This is a genomic window from Mesorhizobium sp. M1273 (genome assembly GCF_040318195.1).
Lineage (GTDB): Bacteria > Pseudomonadota > Alphaproteobacteria > Rhizobiales > Rhizobiaceae > Mesorhizobium.
This window is the reverse complement of sequence record NZ_JAMYLV010000006.1, coordinates 193,251-212,158: the sequence shown is the minus strand read 5'-3', so window position 1 is coordinate 212,158 and position 18,908 is coordinate 193,251. Positions and strand designations below refer to the sequence as shown.

Annotated in this window: 11 protein-coding genes and 4 pseudogenes; 8 read left to right on the top strand and 7 right to left on the bottom strand. The window is 59.5% G+C overall.

Annotation, left to right across the window (positions count from 1 at the left end; all coding sequences use genetic code 11):
• Positions 1-198 precede the first annotated feature (198 nt).
• The 3 genes and pseudogenes from gmd to NKH30_RS09790 form a co-directional block, all read right to left on the bottom strand.
• Positions 199-1,269 (bottom strand): GDP-mannose 4,6-dehydratase, encoded by a 1,071-nt coding sequence (gene gmd / locus NKH30_RS09800; protein ID WP_352805878.1) that lies wholly within the window; start codon positions 1,267-1,269, stop codon positions 199-201.
• 140 nt (positions 1,270-1,409) lie between these two features.
• Positions 1,410-1,683 (bottom strand): annotated as a pseudogene (locus tag NKH30_RS09795) (nodulation factor ABC transporter ATP-binding protein NodI); the annotation flags it as partial.
• 462 nt (positions 1,684-2,145) lie between these two features.
• Positions 2,146-2,520 carry a hypothetical protein gene (locus tag NKH30_RS09790; protein WP_352995037.1) on the bottom strand — a complete coding sequence of 125 codons (375 nt, stop codon included), beginning with the start codon at positions 2,518-2,520 and terminating at the stop codon, positions 2,146-2,148.
• A 799-nt stretch (positions 2,521-3,319) separates the two neighbouring features.
• Between NKH30_RS09790 and NKH30_RS09785 the strand changes: the two genes are divergently transcribed.
• The 5 genes and pseudogenes from NKH30_RS09785 to NKH30_RS09765 all read left to right on the top strand — a co-directional run bounded on the left by NKH30_RS09785 (position 3,320) and on the right by NKH30_RS09765 (position 9,841).
• Positions 3,320-4,309, top strand: a complete 990-nt coding sequence (locus tag NKH30_RS09785; protein ID WP_352995034.1) for a nodulation protein NodZ — start codon at positions 3,320-3,322, stop codon at positions 4,307-4,309.
• Positions 4,310-4,552: 243 nt separating this feature from the next.
• Positions 4,553-5,968, top strand: coding sequence for a mannose-1-phosphate guanylyltransferase/mannose-6-phosphate isomerase (locus NKH30_RS09780; protein ID WP_352995032.1), 1,416 nt, complete (start codon positions 4,553-4,555; stop codon positions 5,966-5,968).
• A gap of 645 nt (positions 5,969-6,613) precedes the next feature.
• Positions 6,614-6,940: pseudogene (locus tag NKH30_RS09775) on the top strand (DUF4917 family protein); the annotation flags it as partial.
• 237 nt (positions 6,941-7,177) lie between these two features.
• The gene (locus NKH30_RS09770; protein WP_352995030.1) at positions 7,178-7,636 is read left to right on the top strand and encodes a (2Fe-2S)-binding protein; all 459 of its coding nucleotides are present in this window, start codon (positions 7,178-7,180) and stop codon (positions 7,634-7,636) included.
• Between the two features lie 3 nt (positions 7,637-7,639).
• Positions 7,640-9,841: a xanthine dehydrogenase family protein molybdopterin-binding subunit gene (locus NKH30_RS09765; protein ID WP_352995028.1), complete on the top strand. Its 2,202-nt coding sequence runs from the start codon at positions 7,640-7,642 to the stop codon at positions 9,839-9,841.
• Positions 9,842-10,450: 609 nt separating this feature from the next.
• Here NKH30_RS09765 and NKH30_RS09760 read toward each other — a convergent pair.
• The 4 genes and pseudogenes from NKH30_RS09760 to NKH30_RS09745 form a co-directional block, all read right to left on the bottom strand.
• Positions 10,451-10,795 (bottom strand): annotated as a pseudogene (locus NKH30_RS09760) (transposase); the annotation flags it as partial.
• 309 nt (positions 10,796-11,104) lie between these two features.
• Complete coding sequence (locus tag NKH30_RS09755; RefSeq protein WP_352995025.1) at positions 11,105-12,274, bottom strand: IS110 family RNA-guided transposase; 1,170 nt, start codon at positions 12,272-12,274, stop codon at positions 11,105-11,107.
• Positions 12,275-12,346: 72 nt separating this feature from the next.
• A pseudogene (locus tag NKH30_RS09750) lies at positions 12,347-12,481 on the bottom strand (transposase); the annotation flags it as partial.
• A gap of 777 nt (positions 12,482-13,258) precedes the next feature.
• Entirely contained in the window at positions 13,259-13,747 is a 489-nt protein-coding gene (locus tag NKH30_RS09745) for a hypothetical protein (protein ID WP_352995023.1), read from the bottom strand.
• 1,231 nt (positions 13,748-14,978) lie between these two features.
• Here NKH30_RS09745 and NKH30_RS09740 point away from each other — a divergent pair.
• The 3 genes from NKH30_RS09740 (at position 14,979) to NKH30_RS09730 (ending at position 17,956) form a co-directional block, all read left to right on the top strand.
• The gene (locus NKH30_RS09740; protein WP_352995021.1) at positions 14,979-16,376 is read left to right on the top strand and encodes a cytochrome B6; all 1,398 of its coding nucleotides are present in this window, start codon (positions 14,979-14,981) and stop codon (positions 16,374-16,376) included.
• A 55-nt stretch (positions 16,377-16,431) separates the two neighbouring features.
• Positions 16,432-17,034: a DUF4142 domain-containing protein gene (locus NKH30_RS09735; protein ID WP_352995019.1), complete on the top strand. Its 603-nt coding sequence runs from the start codon at positions 16,432-16,434 to the stop codon at positions 17,032-17,034.
• Positions 17,035-17,605: 571 nt separating this feature from the next.
• A complete protein-coding gene (locus tag NKH30_RS09730; RefSeq protein WP_352995017.1) occupies positions 17,606-17,956 on the top strand; it encodes a hypothetical protein in 351 nt (116 codons plus the stop codon).
• Positions 17,957-18,908 lie beyond the last annotated feature (952 nt).

Below are 18,908 nucleotides of genomic sequence, written 5' to 3'. Positions count from 1 at the left end.
TGACGGGAAGCGATTTGAGCATGGTGGGAGGCCGAATGGCTCATGGTAGTCGTCGAGCCAGTGGTACTGTTTCCCAAAGCGGAGGCTCAGTCAGGGCGGCCACAACTTTGCAGTCTTCAGACGCGAGGCGGCGTACAACAGCGCTGCCCACCTACCATTGTGGCCCGCGACTCACACGGCGTTCCCTTCAGCTGTACATTATGCTTCCTTCATTATTACCGAAGTCTGCATGACCTTGAGGTCTTCCCGCACCATTTCCGCGGCGAGCTCGCGCACGGATGTCTCATGCACCCAGCCGAGCTTCTCCTTCGCCTTGGTGGCGTCGCCCAGGAGAAGATCGACTTCCGTGGGGCGGAAGTAGCGTGGGTCTACCTGGACTAGGCATCTGCCGGTCTCGACATCATAGCCCTTTTCGTCGACTCCCTCACCACGCCATTCGAGCTCGACGCCGACATCTTCGAAAACCCATTCGACGAATTGGCGGACAGGGGTCGTCTTGCCCGTCGCCAGCACGTAATCATCCGGTTGATCCTGCTGCATCATCATCCACATACCACGCACGTACTCACGCGCATGGCCCCAATCGCGTTGAGCATCGAGATTGCCGAGATAAAGCTTGTCCTGCTTGCCGAGGTAGATAGCAGCGGCGGCGCGGGTGATCTTGCGCGTCACAAAAGTTTCGCCGCGCAGTGGGCTTTCATGATTGAAGAGAATGCCGTTGGAAGCATGGATACCATAGGCCTCGCGATAGTTGACCACGATCCAGTAGGCGTAGAGCTTGGCGGCGGCGTAAGGGCTGCGCGGATAAAAGGGCGTTGTTTCGTTCTGCGGTACGGATTGCACGAGGCCGTAGAGCTCTGAAGTCGAGGCCTGATAGAAGCGGGTCTTGTCCTTCAGACCGAGGAGGCGGATCGCCTCAAGAAGTCGCAATGTTCCGATACCGTCGGCGTTTGCTGTGTATTCCGGCGTTTCGAACGACACCTGGACATGGCTCTGAGCGGCCAAGTTGTAAATCTCGTCTGGCTGGGATTCCTGAACTACTCGGATGAGATTAGTCGCATCAGTGAGGTCACCGTAATGCAAAATTAGGCGCGGATCGGGATCGTGCGGGTCTTGGTAGATGTCTTCGATGCGACCCGTGTTGAAGGAAGAGGAACGTCGCTTAATCCCATGAACGATGTAGCCTTTTTCCAGCAGAAGACGGGTGAGATAGGCACCATCCTGTCCCGTTATGCCCGTAACCAGAGCAACTTTCCTGTTCTCGCCCATTTTCTTCCTGCTCTATGGTAGTTGAAGTTTCGAATCTGGCTCGCCACACCGCCAGCAAACTGCGGCCGCCTCATACCCTGTGGTAGGATTTCGACAGATGCGGCGCGGAGCTCGTCATTGACAGTGTAAGCCAGCGAGCACACCTGCTCCTGCTTCGAGGCATAGCAAAACAGAGTCTCGCCGCTAACCTGCCTAAGTCGCACATGCGGTCTGAGTGCCGAACTCAGCTCACGGGGTGAGCGACATAGATTTCAATCACGTCGCACCCGATTTGCTCATCATCAGCGAGTGAGGACGCACGTCCGTTCTCAAGCACGCACGTCGGTTGCATAGCCGCTCCGCTTCTTCCACGAAGTGGGTGGCCAGTAGAATCGTCTTGCCCTGCGCCAACAGGGCACGTAGCCGTTCCCAGATGCGCTAACCAAGTAATCTTAATCATTGCCCTGCTTCAGCGTCTTCTAATAGCAATTGTTTTGATCAGTGAAATCGATTGTTTGGATGAGGTGCATCCACAAAATGGATTGTTTGGGCAGCGCGGCCCCATCGGCGGCACAAAGCTCGTGGGTGCGAGGTTCGCTCCGCGCGAAGACAAAGTTCGTGTCAGTGGGCGGCTTCGGGCGAACCGCACATCTGAGACGGCGGCGAAAAAGCGCGGGAAGGGCATTACGTATTGACCTCCATGAATTTCGGGCGGCGAGCCGGAAAGCGGTGGCTGGGCTTCAACGATGGGGGACGAAGCGGCCATCAAACTGTGTTTCATACTGTAGGCGATTCGCAGTGCGGCGCATTTGAACGGCTGCCTTTGCCAGCCCTCGCCATCGCATCCGGCGAAGGTCGTAGCTTCGTTTCCAGGTACCGAAGATCTTCTCGATCCGACTACAAATTCTGTGGATCGGTGGTTCCAGGCGTCGAGCATTCGGCCTCGTCGCGCCCCCACATAGCGGTTGCGACGATGCACCGGCCTTCCACCCTTGGAGCGCACCGCGTCGCAGAGATGATTGCCTCGGTAGGCGCTGTCGGCAAACACTTCGCCGGGATTGTCGGGCAGAGCATCAGGAACGGCCTTGCCGTCCTCGGTGTGGGCGCCGTGACGGCGATCTCCTCGACAAGGGCCGTATCGGCGTAGGCACCGACATGGGCTTTGAAGCAATGAAACGCTGGTCGGCCCTTGTGCTTGACCCAATGGCCCTCTTCATCGTCTTCGCTGGCCGAGGCAATGATCGCCGCATCGACAACCGTGCCGGCCTTCACCTGGATCGCTGAGCTGGCGGGAGATCTCGGCGAACAACAGGGTCATGAATCTCAAGGACCTTTCGAAAACGGACGAAAGCGGGTTCGCACAGGTGTCGGCTCCGACACCGAGAACCCGCAGAACCGTCGGAACGATCCTCCACATGGCTGTAGACGCCAAAATTCCTCTCTCGGCCGTCGTCGCACAGGGATCGCGTGCCAGTCGCTCAGTCCGGCCGGATCGAAAGCTATCCGCTCGACACGAGTTGCGCCATGTTGGCGCACTTGAAAGCGTCAGAGGGCGCCGTCGCATCTTTCGCTGGGACCGAAAGCGTGATGGCCATAAATGACGCGGATGGCCTGCGCCTGACATTCGACGGCTGGCGGGTCCTGCACATCGGTCCTTCAGGAAACGCCCGCAAATGACATGTTACGTTGAGGCAGTTAAGAATTGGACTTGAAAAAGGGACTTTGTGGACTGCCTCGACCGGCTGTTTCGCTTAGCAAAGCGCGGCCCCCACGTCAGCAGAGGCTCGTGGTCAAGGAACGCCTTAGTATCCATCACATGGATGGGCCACATTCACGCAATCAATTTTACACATGTCGCCGGGCGCATTAGAGAACGCTGAATTTAAACCGGAAGCGAGTGTACCCGGCGTCAAGATTTGCGAGCGTCACAGAGATAAGGATAGGCAGTGCTGAGGGAGCTCTTCTGCCCCACGCGCAGCCTCTACCAAATCGCCCGGCGTAACGGTCGGCTAGTATCGATTAAGAGATACCAAGCCAGATGCAACCTCGTCTCTGAACGAGATTTCCGAAAATGCAGGTCAGTGGATTGGTAAAGCGCAGATTCGTCGTCTCTCAGAGGCGTACGGGGTTCGGTGATTGTCTGTGGTCGCTGGCGGCCGCTTGGCGCTACGCTCAGCGGTCGGGGCGAACGCTAGCCATCGACTGGCGCGGGTCCTGCTATCTCGACCAACCCTTCACAAATGCCTTTCCGGTGTTCTTCCAACCGATCAATGACATCGCTGGCGTACCGGCTATTTGCGACGACCGGATCAACGACTTTTCCTTCCCGGGTCCATTCTTCCCGGAGTGGTGGAATAGGCCAGCGATCGACTGCCTTTACCGCCCAGATGAGCAGATTTTCCAAGAGCGCGACGAGTTGGGCGAGCTCTTTCAGGCCGAACACGATGTCGAAGCGAACACAGTAGTGTGTGACGCTTGTTTGATGTGGCGCTGCGATGAGGATGCCGAGCGGCAGGTCTTCCAGAGTGTCAAGCCTCGGTCTGAAATTCAAACACGCATAGATGCCATTTACCAAGAATGTTTTGAGGGGCACAGCATCATCGGGGTTCATGTTCGACATGGTAACGGTGAAGACATCATGGACCATGCGCCCTACTGGGCCGATCCGGAGTTCGCCGTTCGACAAGTGTGCACTGCGGTTGATAAGGCTAAAGCGTTACCGCACCCCAAGCCTGTGCGGCTGTTCTTGTGCACGGACAGCGCGCAAATCCTGGATCACCTGTCGGCCAGGTTTCCCGATCTTCTCACCGTCCCCAAGCATTTCCGATCCGATCAAGACGGCCCCTTACACACTGCAGCACTTGGGATGGACGGCGCAATTTCCGCCCTCGTTGAGATGTATCTTCTCGGGCGCTGCGATACTGTAATTCGGTTTCCTCCGACGAGCGCCTTTACACGATATGCACGCCTTTTCGTACCACGCGTAATTGAGTTCGATCTGAAGGAGCCAAGTCGTTTGATTTTGATAGAAGACAGCCAAAGAATCTCTGGTCTCAGTTAAGACCCGCCCCCCTGCACAATTCGGCGGATGCAACCAACAGGCATAGTTGAATGTCCATTTCTCATCGAGGCCACGGAAGCGTCGTACCATACCGATAGCGTCGTCATCTGAGGCCGTTCGGCAACGCGCCAGAACTTCGCTGTTACTCGGAAGCCGCAGACCAAGCCAGAGCGACGGCGATCGTGACGCTAACGCTCGAAAGGGCGCGGGCAATCACTCCAGAGACGAAATCGAGGTTGTTATATGAAAGTGGTTCCCGTCATCATCAGCGGCGGAGCCGGATCGCGGCTATGGCCCGCCTCAAGGCAATCGCACCCTAAACCTTTCCTCAAAGTGGCAGACGGGCATTCACTGATGCAGCACACTGTGTTGCGCGTCGGTTCGATAAAGGGCGTAGTGGAACTCGTCGCCGTGACATCTGGGGAACACCTCTTCCTTACCAAGGACGAGTTCGACGGACTAGATTCCGTGGTCCTGCCACGCACCTTTCTGCTCGAGCCTGAAGGCCGGGATACGGCCGCAGCCGTTGCGGCAGCCGCCATCCATGCCAAGGCAACGCAAGGCCCTGACGCGATTCTATGCGTCTTCCCAGCCGATCACATGGTTGGCAACCTGCCTGCATTTTTAGGCGTCATGTGCCGGGCCATCGAACATGCGAAGCTCGGGCGGATCGCCACATTGGGCATCACCCCAACCAGACCGGACACGGCATTCGGCTATATCGAAGCGGATGGTGAGAAAGTCGTCCGTTTCGTTGAAAAACCGGATCTAGACACAGCCAAAGCCTATGTCGCGTCCAAGCGCTTCTTCTGGAACGCCGGCATTTTCTGCTTTAGCGCACAAACCATGCTCGACGAGATGGCATCGCATTGCCCCGCGGTGATCCAGGCCGTCTCCGACAGCTACGAGAACGGCCGCTTCAGTCAAGGCGAAGGCTTTGCCAAAATCGAACTCGCGCCTGAGCATTTCGGCTCCGCCCCGCGAATCTCGCTCGACCACGCTGTCATGGAGAAGACGAACAAACTTGCCGTGGTTGCTTGCGACATGGATTGGAACGACATCGGATCCTGGAACGCAATGGCCGATATGATCGCCCCCGACGAAAGCGGGAACAGGATACGCGGCGATGTGCATATGGTCGACACGACCGGCAGCTATGTGAGCTCCGACAAGCGCGTCATCGGCACGGTCGGTGTCAGCGATCTGGTGATCGTCGATTCCCCGGACGCTTTGCTTGTCGCATCCCGCGACCGCGTTCAGGACGTCAAGAAGCTGTTCGAGGGCCTCAAGGCTTCAGGACATGAAGCTCACCTGGTCCATAGCACGGTACACCGGCCGTGGGGTACCTACACGGTTCTTGAGGAAGGCGAGCGCTTCAAGATCAAACGCATCGAGGTGAAGCCCGGTCGGCGGCTGAGCCTGCAGATGCACTATCATCGTTCGGAGCACTGGGTCGTGGTCAGCGGCTCCGCGAAAATCGTCAATGGCGAGCAGGAGTTGTTCCTGGCGACAAACGAATCAGCCTACATCCCCTGCGGCCATAAGCATCGGCTGGAGAACCCAGGCAGAATTGACCTGGTGATCATTGAAGTGCAGAGCGGCGATTATCTCGGCGAGGATGATATCGTTCGCTTTGACGACGTATATGGTCGAACGTAGATTTCACCCGCGCATGACGAGAACGGTCAACGTGTTGCTGACTAATTACCACTAGGAAGGCCGTCTGCCCACTCAGGACCGGATGCTTGTGGAATCGGGAATTGACCAAGGTAGCGGCGAATGACCGCAATCGGCATCAGGGTGGGACAAATCAACCGGAAAAGACCGGAGAGCATAGTAACGCAACACAGTCCCACTGTCGAATAGCCTTTGATATTTCTGACTTTCCAAGCACCCTCAGGGCCCGCCAAAATTATATCAATGGCTTATGGCCGACTTCGCTCTGAAGTGGGCCAAATCGGCCTCGCTATCCCCGCAGCACTCAGTTGATTATTTTCGCATGAAAACGAGCAAGGACAGGGGGAGGGCGATCTTGTGCTGGCTTGTATGTCCAATCTTGCTCCTGTTCGTCGTCAGGTTGTGTGCAGCCACATAGCGCGGCTATCGCGAGGCTGGAAGCCTCCGATCGATAGGTGCGGCGAACGGCGGCAACGAGGTGCGAATAGGATGGCTGAGCGTGTGATCGAGAATACCGCAGCTGCGGTCTAGCGCGAAATGCAGCGTCTGTGACTCATCGGTCATTGCAGCGCGATGAACCGGAAATCATGACCCTAAGCCGCCCTTCATCAGCCCACCAGCGCCCAGAAGAAGGCGAAGATCCGTCACAATGCCTACCTGTACCAAGGCTTCAAGCAGTTCACCGCGAATGTGAAGACCGCCAGCCATTGCTTCTTCATTTTCGGCCATTCGCTCGCTACGAATGACGACCACATCCTTAACCGCATAGCGCGTGGCAAGTTTCGCAAGCTCTGTGTTGGCATCTATGGTGAACCAGCATCCGCGGATAACCAGCGGATCATGAACCACGCGAACGAGCTAGCGGTGCAGCGCAACGAAAAATCGCCGCTTGATGTCGTCTTTTATGATGCTGCTACAGTTCATGTCTGGGGTTTAGGCTTAGAAGCGGAATGACTGCCAACCAGGTCATCGAGCCGGAAACCGACCGGCCGGTCGGCCCAAAAATGACATTCAGTTGCCTCCAGCCTTTCGACACGAGCCACTTCACGATCTCGCGATTGCCAGCTAGCGGCTTGTTGCTCGAGCTGCGCGATCCTAGTCTGTGGTCGCTATGCCTCAGCAAGAAGAGTCCGGTTCCTAGCCGGGCGGAGGCGCAACGAGATAGCCAGCTTAGGACAAGGAGAGCAAGCCATGGTCGCTTTTACCCTCAATGGCGAGGCGCGAACACTCGACGTCGATCCAGAGATGCCGCTGCTCTGGGCGATCCGTGACGGCATCGGACTCACAGGAACGAAATTCGGTTGCGGCCTTGCCCAGTGCGGCGCTTGCACGGTTCACGTTAACGGCATGCCGACGCGCTCGTGCCAGACCGCAGTCGGCGACATCGAAGGAGCCTCGATCACCACCATTGAGGGCGTGTCGGGCAAGATCGGCGAAACGGTTCAGGCCGTGTGGGCCGAGTTCGACGTACCTCAATGCGGCTGTTGCCAGTCTGGCCAGATCATGTCGGCCGTGGCCCTCCTGACAGAGACGCCGAAGCCGACGGACGATGATATTGATTCGGCGATGAGCGGCAATCTCTGCCGCTGCGCCACCTATCATCGCATCCGCGCGGCCATCCACGAGACCGCCAACCGGCTGGAGACTTGAGGCATGTTGCAGTTTCTCCCGAAGCATAATGCCGTGGGGCCCACGCGCCGCCAGTTCCTCCTCGGCACGGCCGTCAGCACCGCGGGCCTCGCCGTGGGCTACCGGCTAATGATGGCCGCGCCCGCCAACGCACAAACGACGCCTGCAGCGGTCCAGGCGAACCCCTTCCAGACCTATGTCGAGATCACACCGGAGAACCGAATCGTCATCTACTCGTCGCAGTTCGAGATGGGACAAGGCTCCTATTTCGGCATCGCCACCCTGGTTATGGAAGAGCTCGACGGCGCCTGGGCGCAGGTCCACGTGGTCGGCGGATATGGCAATACCGCGCTCTACGGCAATCTCGCCTGGGGCGGGGCCGCGCAGGGAACCGGTGGCTCCACGTCGATGAGCTCGTCGTGGGAGCGCTATCGCAAGGCGGGTGCTGCCGCACGGGCCATGCTGGTGGCGGCCGCGGCGCAGCGGTGGGACGTGCCAGCCGGCGAGATCACAGTCGCTTCCGGGGTCGTGTCGCACGCCTCAGGGATGCAGGCGCGCTTCGGTGACCTGGCTAAAGCCGCAGCGGGAATGCCGGTTCCCGACGACGTGCCGCTAAAGCCGCGCGACAAGTGGGCCCAGATCGGATCGGACAGCCTCAAGCGCTACGATTCCGCCGGCAAGACCAATGGCGCGCAGACCTACACGATCGACCTCAAGATAGATGGACTCAATACGGCCGTTATGATCCATCCGCCGAAGTTCGGCGCTGAGATCGAGAGCTTCGACGCCTCCAAGGCCAAGGCACTCGACGGCATTGTCGATGTCGTCCAGACGCCGCGCGGCATTGCCGTGGTCGGCAGGGACATGTGGACGGCGCTCAAGGGCCGCGATCTCGTGGAGGTGACCTGGAACGAAGAGAAGGCCGAAAGGCGCGGCACGGCCGAGATCATGGCCGAATACACTAAGGCAGCAGACGATCCGGGCGCAGCCACCGCGCGCGACGACGGTAACACTCCCGCAGCGTTGGCCAGTGCTGAGAAAGTCATCCAAGGGCACTACGAATTCCCCTATCTTGTCCATGCTTCGATCGAGCCACTCAACGCGGCCGCCCGAATCAACGAAGACGGCACCATCGACGTCTGGGGCGGACACCAGATGCCCGACCTTTATCAGGCGGCTGCCGCTCAAGTAGGCGGCACCACGCCGGACAAGGTGAGGCTGCACGTGATGAAGACCGGCGGCAGCTTCGGCCGCCGAGCGGTCTCGGACGCAGATCTCATTATCGAAGCTGTTTCCACAGCGCGTGCACTGGGACCCGGCAAGCCAGTGAAGGTGCAGTGGACCCGCGAGAACGACATGCGGGGTGGGCGGTACCGGCCGGCCTATGTGCACGCAGTCGAGGCGGGGCTCGACAAGGAAGGCAATGTCGTCGCTCTCCATGACCACATCGTGGGCCAATCGATCGCGGGCGGTTCGCCCTTTGCGGCGATGATCGAGAACGGCATCGATCCGACCTCCGTAGAGGGCGCCACCAACCTGCCCTATGCGATCCCGAACCTGAAGGTCGAGCTGACCACCACGGACGTGAACATCCCAGTGCTGTGGTGGCGTTCGGTAGGCTCCACCCACACCGCTTACGCAATGGAAACCCTGATCGATGAGCTCGCCGCCGCTGCGAACCGTGATCCGGTCGACTTCCGCTTGTCGATGCTCGGTCACCATCCACGGCATGCCGGCGTGCTGAAATTGGCTGCTGAGAAGGCAGGCTGGGACAAGCCTCTGCCGGAAGGCCGTTTCCGCGGCGTGGCGCTGCATGAAAGCCTCTCGACTTATGTCGCCGAGGTAGTCGAGATCACCTTCAACGATGGAAATGATTTCAAAGTCGACCGCGTCGTCTGCGCGGTAGATTGCGGCACCGCGATAAATCCTGACCAGATCCGCGCTCAGATGGAGGGCGGTATCGGCTTCGGCCTAGGCGCGATCCTCCAGGAGGAGCTGACCCTGACGGGCGGTGTCGTAGACCAAGAGAACTACGACACCTATATGCCGCTCAGGATCGAGCAGATGCCGCGCGTCGAGGTGCACATTGTGCCGTCCGACGAGCCGCCCACGGGCGTTGGCGAGCCGGGTGTGCCGCCGATCGGCCCGGCCGTAGCCAACGCGCTACGGGCGGCGACGGGCAAGACGATCCGCAAGCTGCCGATCATAAAGAACTTGTCAGCATAGCCGGGAATGACACCATGAAAACGGCCGCGATGAAGATCGCGGTCGTAGGTCGTTTTTGAACGCCTCCTGACAGGCGATCACCTCCATTCGATCAATTTCCGGCGGCTGCCCGGTCCAATATCCGGTTTAGAGACTGTAACCCGTGTTCTGAACGACCGCAGACGGTCGTTGGTGCTGGTAGCACTAAAGAACCGCTTTCGAGACGCAAATGCCGCACGCAAATGTCTCGAAAGGGTCACGCTAGAGACTTTGTACCACCTAGTTGCATGTCTGCTATCGCTTTCTGGGCGCGAGAAGCGGCCGGTCCTCTGACGTGATGAGTTTCGGGCGCCGGCAGGCGTACGAAAGTCCCGAGGAAGGAACCCGCGGGCCACAGGCGATGGCTATGGGGATTTCGGATTTCGGCAGATGTCGGCGATGGCGCACCGCCGTCGGGAAGCTCTGGGGTGAATGCGGACAGACCGCTTCGTTGCGCCGCCGCGCGGTGTTGTCGGGACGGTGGGCGGCTGGGCGCGGCTCTGTCGGCGTCGATAATCACCATAGACGTGCGTCGATCCGTTGCCGGAGGCTGAGTGCCTGCAGCTGAAGGCTGAACCATTCCATGCCGGGTCATGGAGCGGTCTCCCGGTTCGTCGCGGTTGCGTCCGGCGGTCCGCGTGGCTGCCTCCAGCGTTCGAACACCTCGATGACGATCATGCGTCCGCCGCAGCACGGGCATGTCGGGCGGAAGTCAGTCGGTTCGTCCGTGGTGTCGTCATTGGATGGCGCGGCGACGCTCAGCAGTTCACGGGCGCGCGCAAGGCTGGCCTTGCGAGCAGAGCCGGCAAGCAGGCCGTAGTGCCGGATGCGGTGGAAACCCTTTGGCAACACGTGGAGCAGGAAGCGGCGGATGAACTCGTCGGTCGCGAGTGTCATGACCTGCTGACGGTCGGCGCCGTCACGGCGGTAGTCCTCACATGAGGGTCATCACGTCAAGTCGGGGCGTCATGGCGACATTTTGCGTTCCTAATTCGGAGACGGCATCCACGGTCTGAGCCCGGTTGCATGACGCGGCCCGGTATCCGGGCCTGATCAACCTCACATCCGGTCGCCGCCCGTAGCGGCTGCACCACTATCCCGCTTTCGGCGGGCAAGGGCTCAGAAGGACGAGACCATTCTTGTAGGCGGCTTGCCTTAAGCCAAGGACTACCACGGTTCGTCCCCTGGATCCGTCAGGGCTGATCAGGCCCTGGGGATTGGAATAGCTTCACGGCTGTTGTCGCATCAGGCGACTTTGATGGCGGCTCCCTCGATGAGAACGCCGAGCGTCACATATTTCCAGAACGCGACCAGCAGTTTGCGGGCCAGGGCAACGATTGTCGTCGCCTTGCGCTTTCCGGCATTGTGCTTCACCCGTTCCTGGAACCAGCGGCTCAGTGTCGAATTCGGTTGGTGACGCAACCATAGCCATGCAAGTTGGACCATCGCTGTTCGAAGACGTGGGTTGCCTGCCTTCGAGACACCCTGCTCACGATTGATCGAACCGCTTTGCCAGGGGCTTGCGGCAAGTCCCGCATAGGATGCGACCTGTCTTCGATTGTCGAAGTGCCGGGACAGGCATTCGCTGGAGATGACATTGGCGAATTCTGGGCCGATCCCCTTGATGCCGAGCAACATCGTTGCGGGTTCGGTCATGGCCGCCTTCTCCTGCGCCAGAACCGCGTCACGTTCGGCTTCCACCGCCTTGATCTGTTCGATCAGTAATTCGAGGCGGACGAGTTCGCGAAGAAGCTGGGCCTTGATGTGCCGGGGCAGGTCGCGGTCATCACCCGTGCGGAGCTCCTCAAGGCGCTCGCGGCGATCGCGGCGCCCAGGCTCATACCCCCGAATGCCCTGGCTAAAGAGCAAACCCTTGATGCGGTTGATATGGAGCGTTCGTTCGTCGACGAGAACTTTGCGCTCGCGACCGATCCTGCGACGGTCCTCGTCCTGCGGGGTTGGAACCCGCACCATAGAGCAGACGCGGGGCTCCCCTCGCTTGTAGGCCAACAACGTCCGGATCAGCGTCTCGCCGTCGATCCGGTCTGTCTTCGCCCGCCGGCGCTTACGCGAGACGGCAATCGAGGCGGCGTCCACGACATGGCTTTCTATCCAATCTTCGCGTCCGAGTAAGCGGTGAAGCCAGAATCCATCAAGCCCGGCTTCGTGGATTGATACCACTCGATAGAGCCTGCCAGTCCTGGCCAGCGCCTTGGAACGAAGTTCGCTGATACGTACAAACAGTCCGGCAATGTCGCCACCGACGACCGTATGCCGGGACATCTTATCGGCAGCACCCGGCAACAGTGAGGTGACCAGCCAGGTTGATTTGCTCAGTTCCAAAGAGACAAAAATCGCGTCAAGCTCGACACGGATAGCAGCAGGCGCTGCAGGTTGATCAGTTGAGATAGACATGGGCGGTCTCCAGAGAGTTCAAACAACCGCGCTCTTTTACAGCCCCGGCTGCTATTCACACCCTCATGGGATCTTGTAGCGGAAGGTGACGCTGTTCTTGTCGAAGGCGATCAGGCGGCTGTTCGAGATCGCGACCCGGTGGGTGTAGCGCGACAGGTAGGCGAGCACCGCCTCCGGTCCCGCGAACGGCGCCTTGGCATAGACCACCCTTGCGACAGGCTAAGCCCTGGAAAGGAGAATGGAATGTAGATCCTGAAACCTTTCGAAGCGATCCAGAGGGTTCGACCCCCTCCCGGCAAAGGCGCAGCCCGCCAGCCGGAAGCGAGTCTTGCATGGGCGACGGCAACGTCGCTCGTGAAGCGTAGACAGCGGATGCTGAAGCCATGTGTCAGCCTCGAGATTATGTGCATGCGGAGGCCTTCGGCGTGGGTAGCCCGGGGGCAGCATCGTCGGAACCGCCAGGGCGAGGTTCTGGCGGCTCGGCCGGGGTCTTGGAGCAGGGCAAAGGCATGGGATGGATCGCCAGGGAACCTGTGAGATCCCGCTCGGGTCCACAAGCGAAGTACGCCGGAACAGGGACCGCCGTGGTACGGACCCGTATGCCCGGTGGTGTGGGAGGGGCGGCGTCGCGAGGCGTCCCCCTATCCCGATCGACGGCCCCAAGGACGACAAAGGCAGGTTTCGCTTCCAGCTTGGCCTTATCCGCCATGACCCAAAGCGCTGCGATTCCTCTTTCGCCTTTTCATTCGCGGCCGCGTAAAGCTTCGCGCCTTCCTGGCAGAAATTGCGAATGAGGGAAGCGTACTTGAAGCCATGCTGCGATGTGACCTTGGCGGTAGAGCGGCCGGTGGCCGATCTGGCGCGCCTCAAGAACCGCGCCTCAGACCCGAGCTACGCAGCAGAAAGGCCGCCTGCAGTCCCGCAATGGTGCGCCGACGATCGACTTCGAAGTCATGATTGCCATCCAAGGCACGAAATGAAACCTCACGCTCTCGATCGAGCCAAAATGGGATTGGCTTCATCGGCCCGGCCTCTCTCGCGCCTTTCCAAGGCTGACACTTTGGCATCCGAAGGTCTGCCGAACGCTTCGGATTCGGCGGCTTCCAACTCGTTGAGAGATTTTGCGAGTGCGGCACCCCACACCATGTGCACGGCGATCATAAGCAGATTTCGCTGTGCAGGATGATGCCATGCGGGAGCAAGAATTCGCGCTGCAGGAATCCAGCCCAGATAGCTCGCGGCCCACACTCCGAGGCCATAAAGCGTCCCGCTGCCGCGACGCCGGGGCAAAAGTGCGAAAATAGCACCTGTGATGGCGCCGAATCCAAAGTGTGCCAACAGAGTATTCGTTCGCGCCTGCCTTTCATCGCCGTGCATGTCCAGGTGATCGACAATTTCGCGAGGCGGCAACGGGTAGCGGCTCGTCTCGTTCAGCAACGTCTGGAGTTGTCGCATGGCGCCGGTCATCGCCATCGTTGCCACTAGCCCGGCCAGAGCTCCCAAAATCATCCGCCGCACAACAGCCTCCTGAGGCAATCTTGCCCAACAGGGCGGCGGGTCGATTGTTCCGTGGAGCGCTATTCGAACTTGGCGGTGTAACCTCTCCGGCAACACCTTGCAAACCGATAGGATGCCAAAAAAGGCGCGCGGCACGCCTTGATCCACCGCAGCGCCACTGTAGCCGCTGGGATCACCAGGGTCATCGAGCATGCGCTGCGTGCTGCCGGCTTGATGGGGTACCTCCAACGACGGGCAGTTGGACGCTCTATCCTCGTCCATCTTTATTGGTTGCTGACAACCCGGACAAACTCGCCCGCAGGCTCACGCCGGCCGGCTTTTGCTTGAGCCGGAAAGCCAGAGTATCGTCGTCCCAACGAGTCGCCCCCGCTACCCATGACGCCCTCCAAGCCTCTGGCTCACTCCCACCTCAAGGTGGCGGACTTCTTTGTCTCGAGTGCTTCTAAGACATCCAGGGAGTTCACTGATGGGCGATATCAACCGGACCGTATGACACCAGGCTCCTCGGGAGGCGGTTCATCTCGTCTCGGCTGAAGTTCCGGATAGTCCCTCATTACGTCAGCGAAATTGACCGTCGCGATCAGATAGCCAGCTTCATCGTAAACCTTAGTCGTGGACCCGGATTGATCGACGGCGGCCGGAAGGCCCGCGACCAGCGCAGTTCGCACTCTTTCAATGGCTTTTTGGTTGGCTGCTTCGACGCTGGCGAGTCCGATCTCGAGGCGTTCGTCCGTCCGAGTTCAGTATTCTCGAAGGGAAATCTGGGCATCGGCACTTCCTGCTACCCGGAGCAATGCTCACTGGGTAATTCCGTTCCGAGGAACACGGCCGGAGAGTACGTCCTGCCCAACGGGTAGCAGCCGCAGAGCGTACCAACGCTCTTTTTCGACCGTTGGTCCGCGCAAAGCGCCACGGATGAAGCGTTCGCGTTTTGACCGCATGGACGGCTACGCTCCTATTTCTGCTCCCGCATCGCGCTGGTATTCCTCTTAAGAGCGAGGGCCGGCGCGGCAGGATTGGCATGCGTGACCATCGAAGTGGGCGGGCGCCAGTATGGAGACGTAGCCAGACGCACCAGACGCTTGGCGCCGATCCGGCTTTTTCGAAGCCTGGGAACAAAGATTGCGCCCGGGAGTTGGACCAAGTCCACAGCATAGGCGCTGAGACTTTCTTGTCGGGAGGGGACATGTCACGTGTCTTCAACTTCGGTTTACCGGTCTTTCTCGGTGCTGCGGCGTTCACGCTTAACGTTGCTTCGGACCCGCTGCCGCCGGATCTGACCTATCGTCCATTGCCAAGCCTGCCCCTTTCTGCGGTGAAGCAGAATGACGAAGCGCAAAAACCGGCCGTGATCGAACGGCAGCGCAAGTTGCTCGAGAGCCGTTACAACCTGGCGGACCGGCCGATGCGGGGCGTCATGATGTCGGGCGGCCGGAAAGTGGTGCAGGAGGGCGTCAGGGTCAAACTCCCGGCAGGCGAGACCTGGGACAGCCTGGCCGCCAAGACTCCCCAAGAAATCCGCGACCGCGGTTTGTTGCCGAACGGCTTCTTGCCGCTGCCGCACGTCAAGCAGGCGACCGGAGGCCAGGTCTTTCCGGAAAACCAGATCAGAGAGATCGGCGCCGATGAAGGGCGCGATCTGCGGCGCTTCGACGTCGATTTCGACCTGCCCGATTATCTTACGCCGGAATTCCCACCTGCGATATTCCTCACCACGCACCCCGAACTGGGGGATGTTTCGCGCGGTGATCTGCTGACGATCCGCAACTTCTACGAATATATGAACGGCATCATCACACCCGTACAGATGGAAGGACTGCGTCTGCTGCTGACGCCCTTCCCGCAGGAGGAGTTCAATCAGACCGAGGACAGAAAGGTCGCGACGCAAAGCATAGGTGTGGCATGCCTGGACTGCCACGCGAATTTCCATACCAACGCAGCCTTTCACCTGACGCCGGACGTCCGGCCACAAGCCGAGCGCTTTCGGCTCGACACAACCAGCCTGCGCGGCCTGTTCAATCAGCAGATTCATGGCTCCAAGCGCTCGCTGCGCTCAGTCGAGGACTTCACGGAATTCGAGCAGCGCACCGCCTACTTCAACGGCGATCACGTGAGCGCCACCCGCAAAGGGGTGAATCTACCGGACCGCACGAACCAGGTGGCGATGATGGCGCAGATGCAGAACATCATCGATTTTCCGCCGGCGCCCAAGCTCGACCCGTTCGGGCGGCTTGACCCGGCCACCGCAAGTGCGCAGGAGCTCAAGGGCGAGCAGGTGTTCATGGGCAAGGGCCGCTGCGCCGAGTGTCATGTTCCAGGGTTGTCATTCATGGACAACAACATGCACGACCTGAAGCTCGAGCGGTTCTACAAGATCGGTAAGACCTTCAACGACCAGGTCGCCATCCCGGATGGACCGATCAAGACCTTCACACTGCGCGGGATCAAGGATTCTCCGCCCTATCTGCATGACGGCCGCCTGATGACGCTTGGCGATACGGTTGAGTTCTTCAACTTGGTGCTCGGAACGAAGCTTGACCAGCCGGAAAAGGATTCACTCGTGGCTTACCTGCTCACTCTCTGAACGAGGGAAAAAGCCGCTGCCGGGGGCCCGCTTTCGGCGCGGAATGGAGGACATCGTGCGTGCTGCCGCAATCACCTTCGCCCTGGCGCTGTGGCCTTGTTGTGCGTTGGCGCAGATCGGCAATCCGGCCGGCCTTGCTCCCGACACGAGGATGGAGAAGCCTGGAGTTCCAGCGCCGAACCAGACGAATTATCAGGATCGGCTTTTCGCCCAGCTGGTCACGGCTGGCGGCAGGGCCGAGGTGGAGCTGGGTCGGCTCGCGGCCGGAAAGACAAGCCATGATGGGGTGAGGGAATTTGCAAATCGAATGGTCGAAGATCACGACAAGGCAAATAAACAGCTGAAATCCGTCGCGGACAAGAGCGAGATTCCGCTTCCAGAAGAGCTCGATCCTGATCATAAGAAAATCCGCGCCGATCTCGAAAAACTGGACGGCGCCGCCTTTGAGCTGGCTTATCTGGCCGCGCAGATCGTCGACCACCAGAAGGCGGCGCAGCTTCTGGCCTGGGAGATTGGCTCCGGCGAGGATGCAGAGCTTCAGCACTTCGCCTCCGACAAGCTGCCGACGGTGCTGGAACATCTCGACACGGCTCGCACGTTGCACGCGGATCTGGCAGGGAAAGCTTCGCTTGGACCGGAGTCGCAAAAGAATAAATAACGCCGCCCATTCCCAACGCAGCCCCTGAAAGTTCGTGGCTGCCGTCGCCCGGACCTCGAGGGGCCGAGAAGCGCATCGGGTCGCGGAAAGATAAATCCCCCTGCTGATTGGAAAAGTGACGGCGATAGCGCAACTGCGGATCGCCGCCGCGCTAGTTTGGCGAAGGAGCTATCGCATGAGCGCAACCAAAAAGTTTTTTGAAAACTGGCTACAGGAGAATGTCGGCACCCTTCCCGGTGAAGAGGAAGTGATTCGCCATGGCAGCCGGACGGGATTCCGCCTAGTCCAGTAGCCAGCAACATATACAAGCGCTCTATCAAGCTGGTGTCGCTCCGGCTGGATGCCATTTAGAGTGCTCTACAGGGGTTAGGCAGAGCGATCGCCTCGCTGCTCAGGGCTCACCGAGTCAGCCATTCGACTGTCTCAATGATGGCCTTGGCGAGGGCCTCGCCTTCATGGACTGGCTCGGGGCCGTAGAGCAACAAAACCGCTTCCTTGCTAGGCAGGACGCCGGCGCAGCCGCGGCCTGCGGGCGGCTTATTCCACGCCGACTTGCTGGCCTTCCAAACTCATGAAGATCAGGAACAATGTTGCCCAAACCAAGTTTGGTGGTCTCGGAGGTAACGGCAATGCGAATACTGAGAACAATCTTCGGCCGGTTGTGGCGATCGAAAAGGAAGTCGCCGCCGGACCTTGCGTCGCCTGTCGACGCGATCATTCGGCTGCTGAAGGAGAAACCGTCACCTGCTGCAAAGAAAACGCGTGGCCATCCAGATCAAACTGGCGGCTAATCGGCGCTGCGATGCAGGATCGTGGCGACGGAGCACACAGCATTACGCCTGAACTCGCCTATCTGCGGCTTGCGATCGTCAATGTCGTCTACTTCGGTGTGCCTGGTTGCGGCGATCACAATTGGCGTTGATCGATACCGGGGTGCCAAATGTCGGGAAGACTATCGTCGATGTCGCCGAGAGACCTTTTGGCAGTGGCGCCCGACCGGCTGCCATCCTGTTGACCCACGGCCATTTCGGGCAGCGGCGACGGCAGAGAAGGAGGACAGGGTTGGTGCCGGTCAACCAGCCAGAGGCGATCACCTGCGCGATGGGCAGCCGGCTGCAACGGTGGGCAGCAATCCCTGATCCATTGCGCGCGAGCTGAGCAACCCGCGTGGGGTGACAGAGATCGGTGCAGACTGGAACAGCACAACGTCCGCCAAACTCGAAGTGGCCACGAGAACGCGCGCCTTGCTGGCGGTTGCCGGATTGCGGATAGAGTCGGCGGAACTGGGCCTGAGCCAGGTCGACGTCGGACCGAGGCGATTGGGATCGCATTCCGCGTAACGCCTTTGGACTCAGAATGGCAGAACGTCATAAAGTGGGGCGGGTTCGAACGTCGGGGAGGCCGCTTAATCTGTAGACCATCCATCGAATCAGGCATGGCGCAGATCGAGGTTCTACGACCCATATTCGGTTCCATTCATCGGTCGGTATGCTCAAAAGTCGAACTATCGCTGAACCAGGTTGCCGCTTCAAAGCACAACCATTGTCAATTAGTGTAGCCGCCCTGGGCGAGGTCGCATCCGACATTAGCGGGTATGATCGAAGTCTACGGCGAGACCACAACTGACCGCATGGCCAGCGACCATGTTTTCGAACTCACGGTCTGAAATCGAGGGCGTCGGAACGATTTGCCTCAGCGCTCTGAAGGCGAGCTCTGTCGATATCAGGCGGTGGCGGCGACTGCGCGTACCGACATATTGCTCGATAAGATCTTCACGCCGTCGCACGACACACCTCCAAGCCACTTCACCCCAAATTAATTGCGGAAGTTTCCCAGATGCGCATTCACATCGGTTAACCGGACCAAAATAGACG

Bases quoted from the DNA above. Each gene is read 5' to 3' on its own strand.
- gmd (WP_352805878.1), bottom strand. From the start codon at position 1,269: ATGGGCGAGAACAGGAAAGTTGCTCTGGTTACGGGCATAACGGGACAG.
- NKH30_RS09785 (WP_352995034.1), top strand. From the start codon at position 3,320: ATGCAGGTCAGTGGATTGGTAAAGCGCAGATTCGTCGTCTCTCAGAGG.
- NKH30_RS09780 (WP_352995032.1), top strand. From the start codon at position 4,553: ATGAAAGTGGTTCCCGTCATCATCAGCGGCGGAGCCGGATCGCGGCTA.
- NKH30_RS09770 (WP_352995030.1), top strand. From the start codon at position 7,178: ATGGTCGCTTTTACCCTCAATGGCGAGGCGCGAACACTCGACGTCGAT.
- NKH30_RS09765 (WP_352995028.1), top strand. From the start codon at position 7,640: ATGTTGCAGTTTCTCCCGAAGCATAATGCCGTGGGGCCCACGCGCCGC.
- NKH30_RS09755 (WP_352995025.1), bottom strand. From the start codon at position 12,274: ATGTCTATCTCAACTGATCAACCTGCAGCGCCTGCTGCTATCCGTGTC.
- NKH30_RS09745 (WP_352995023.1), bottom strand. From the start codon at position 13,747: ATGGCGATGACCGGCGCCATGCGACAACTCCAGACGTTGCTGAACGAG.
- NKH30_RS09740 (WP_352995021.1), top strand. From the start codon at position 14,979: ATGTCACGTGTCTTCAACTTCGGTTTACCGGTCTTTCTCGGTGCTGCG.
- NKH30_RS09730 (WP_352995017.1), top strand. From the start codon at position 17,606: ATGAAGATCAGGAACAATGTTGCCCAAACCAAGTTTGGTGGTCTCGGA.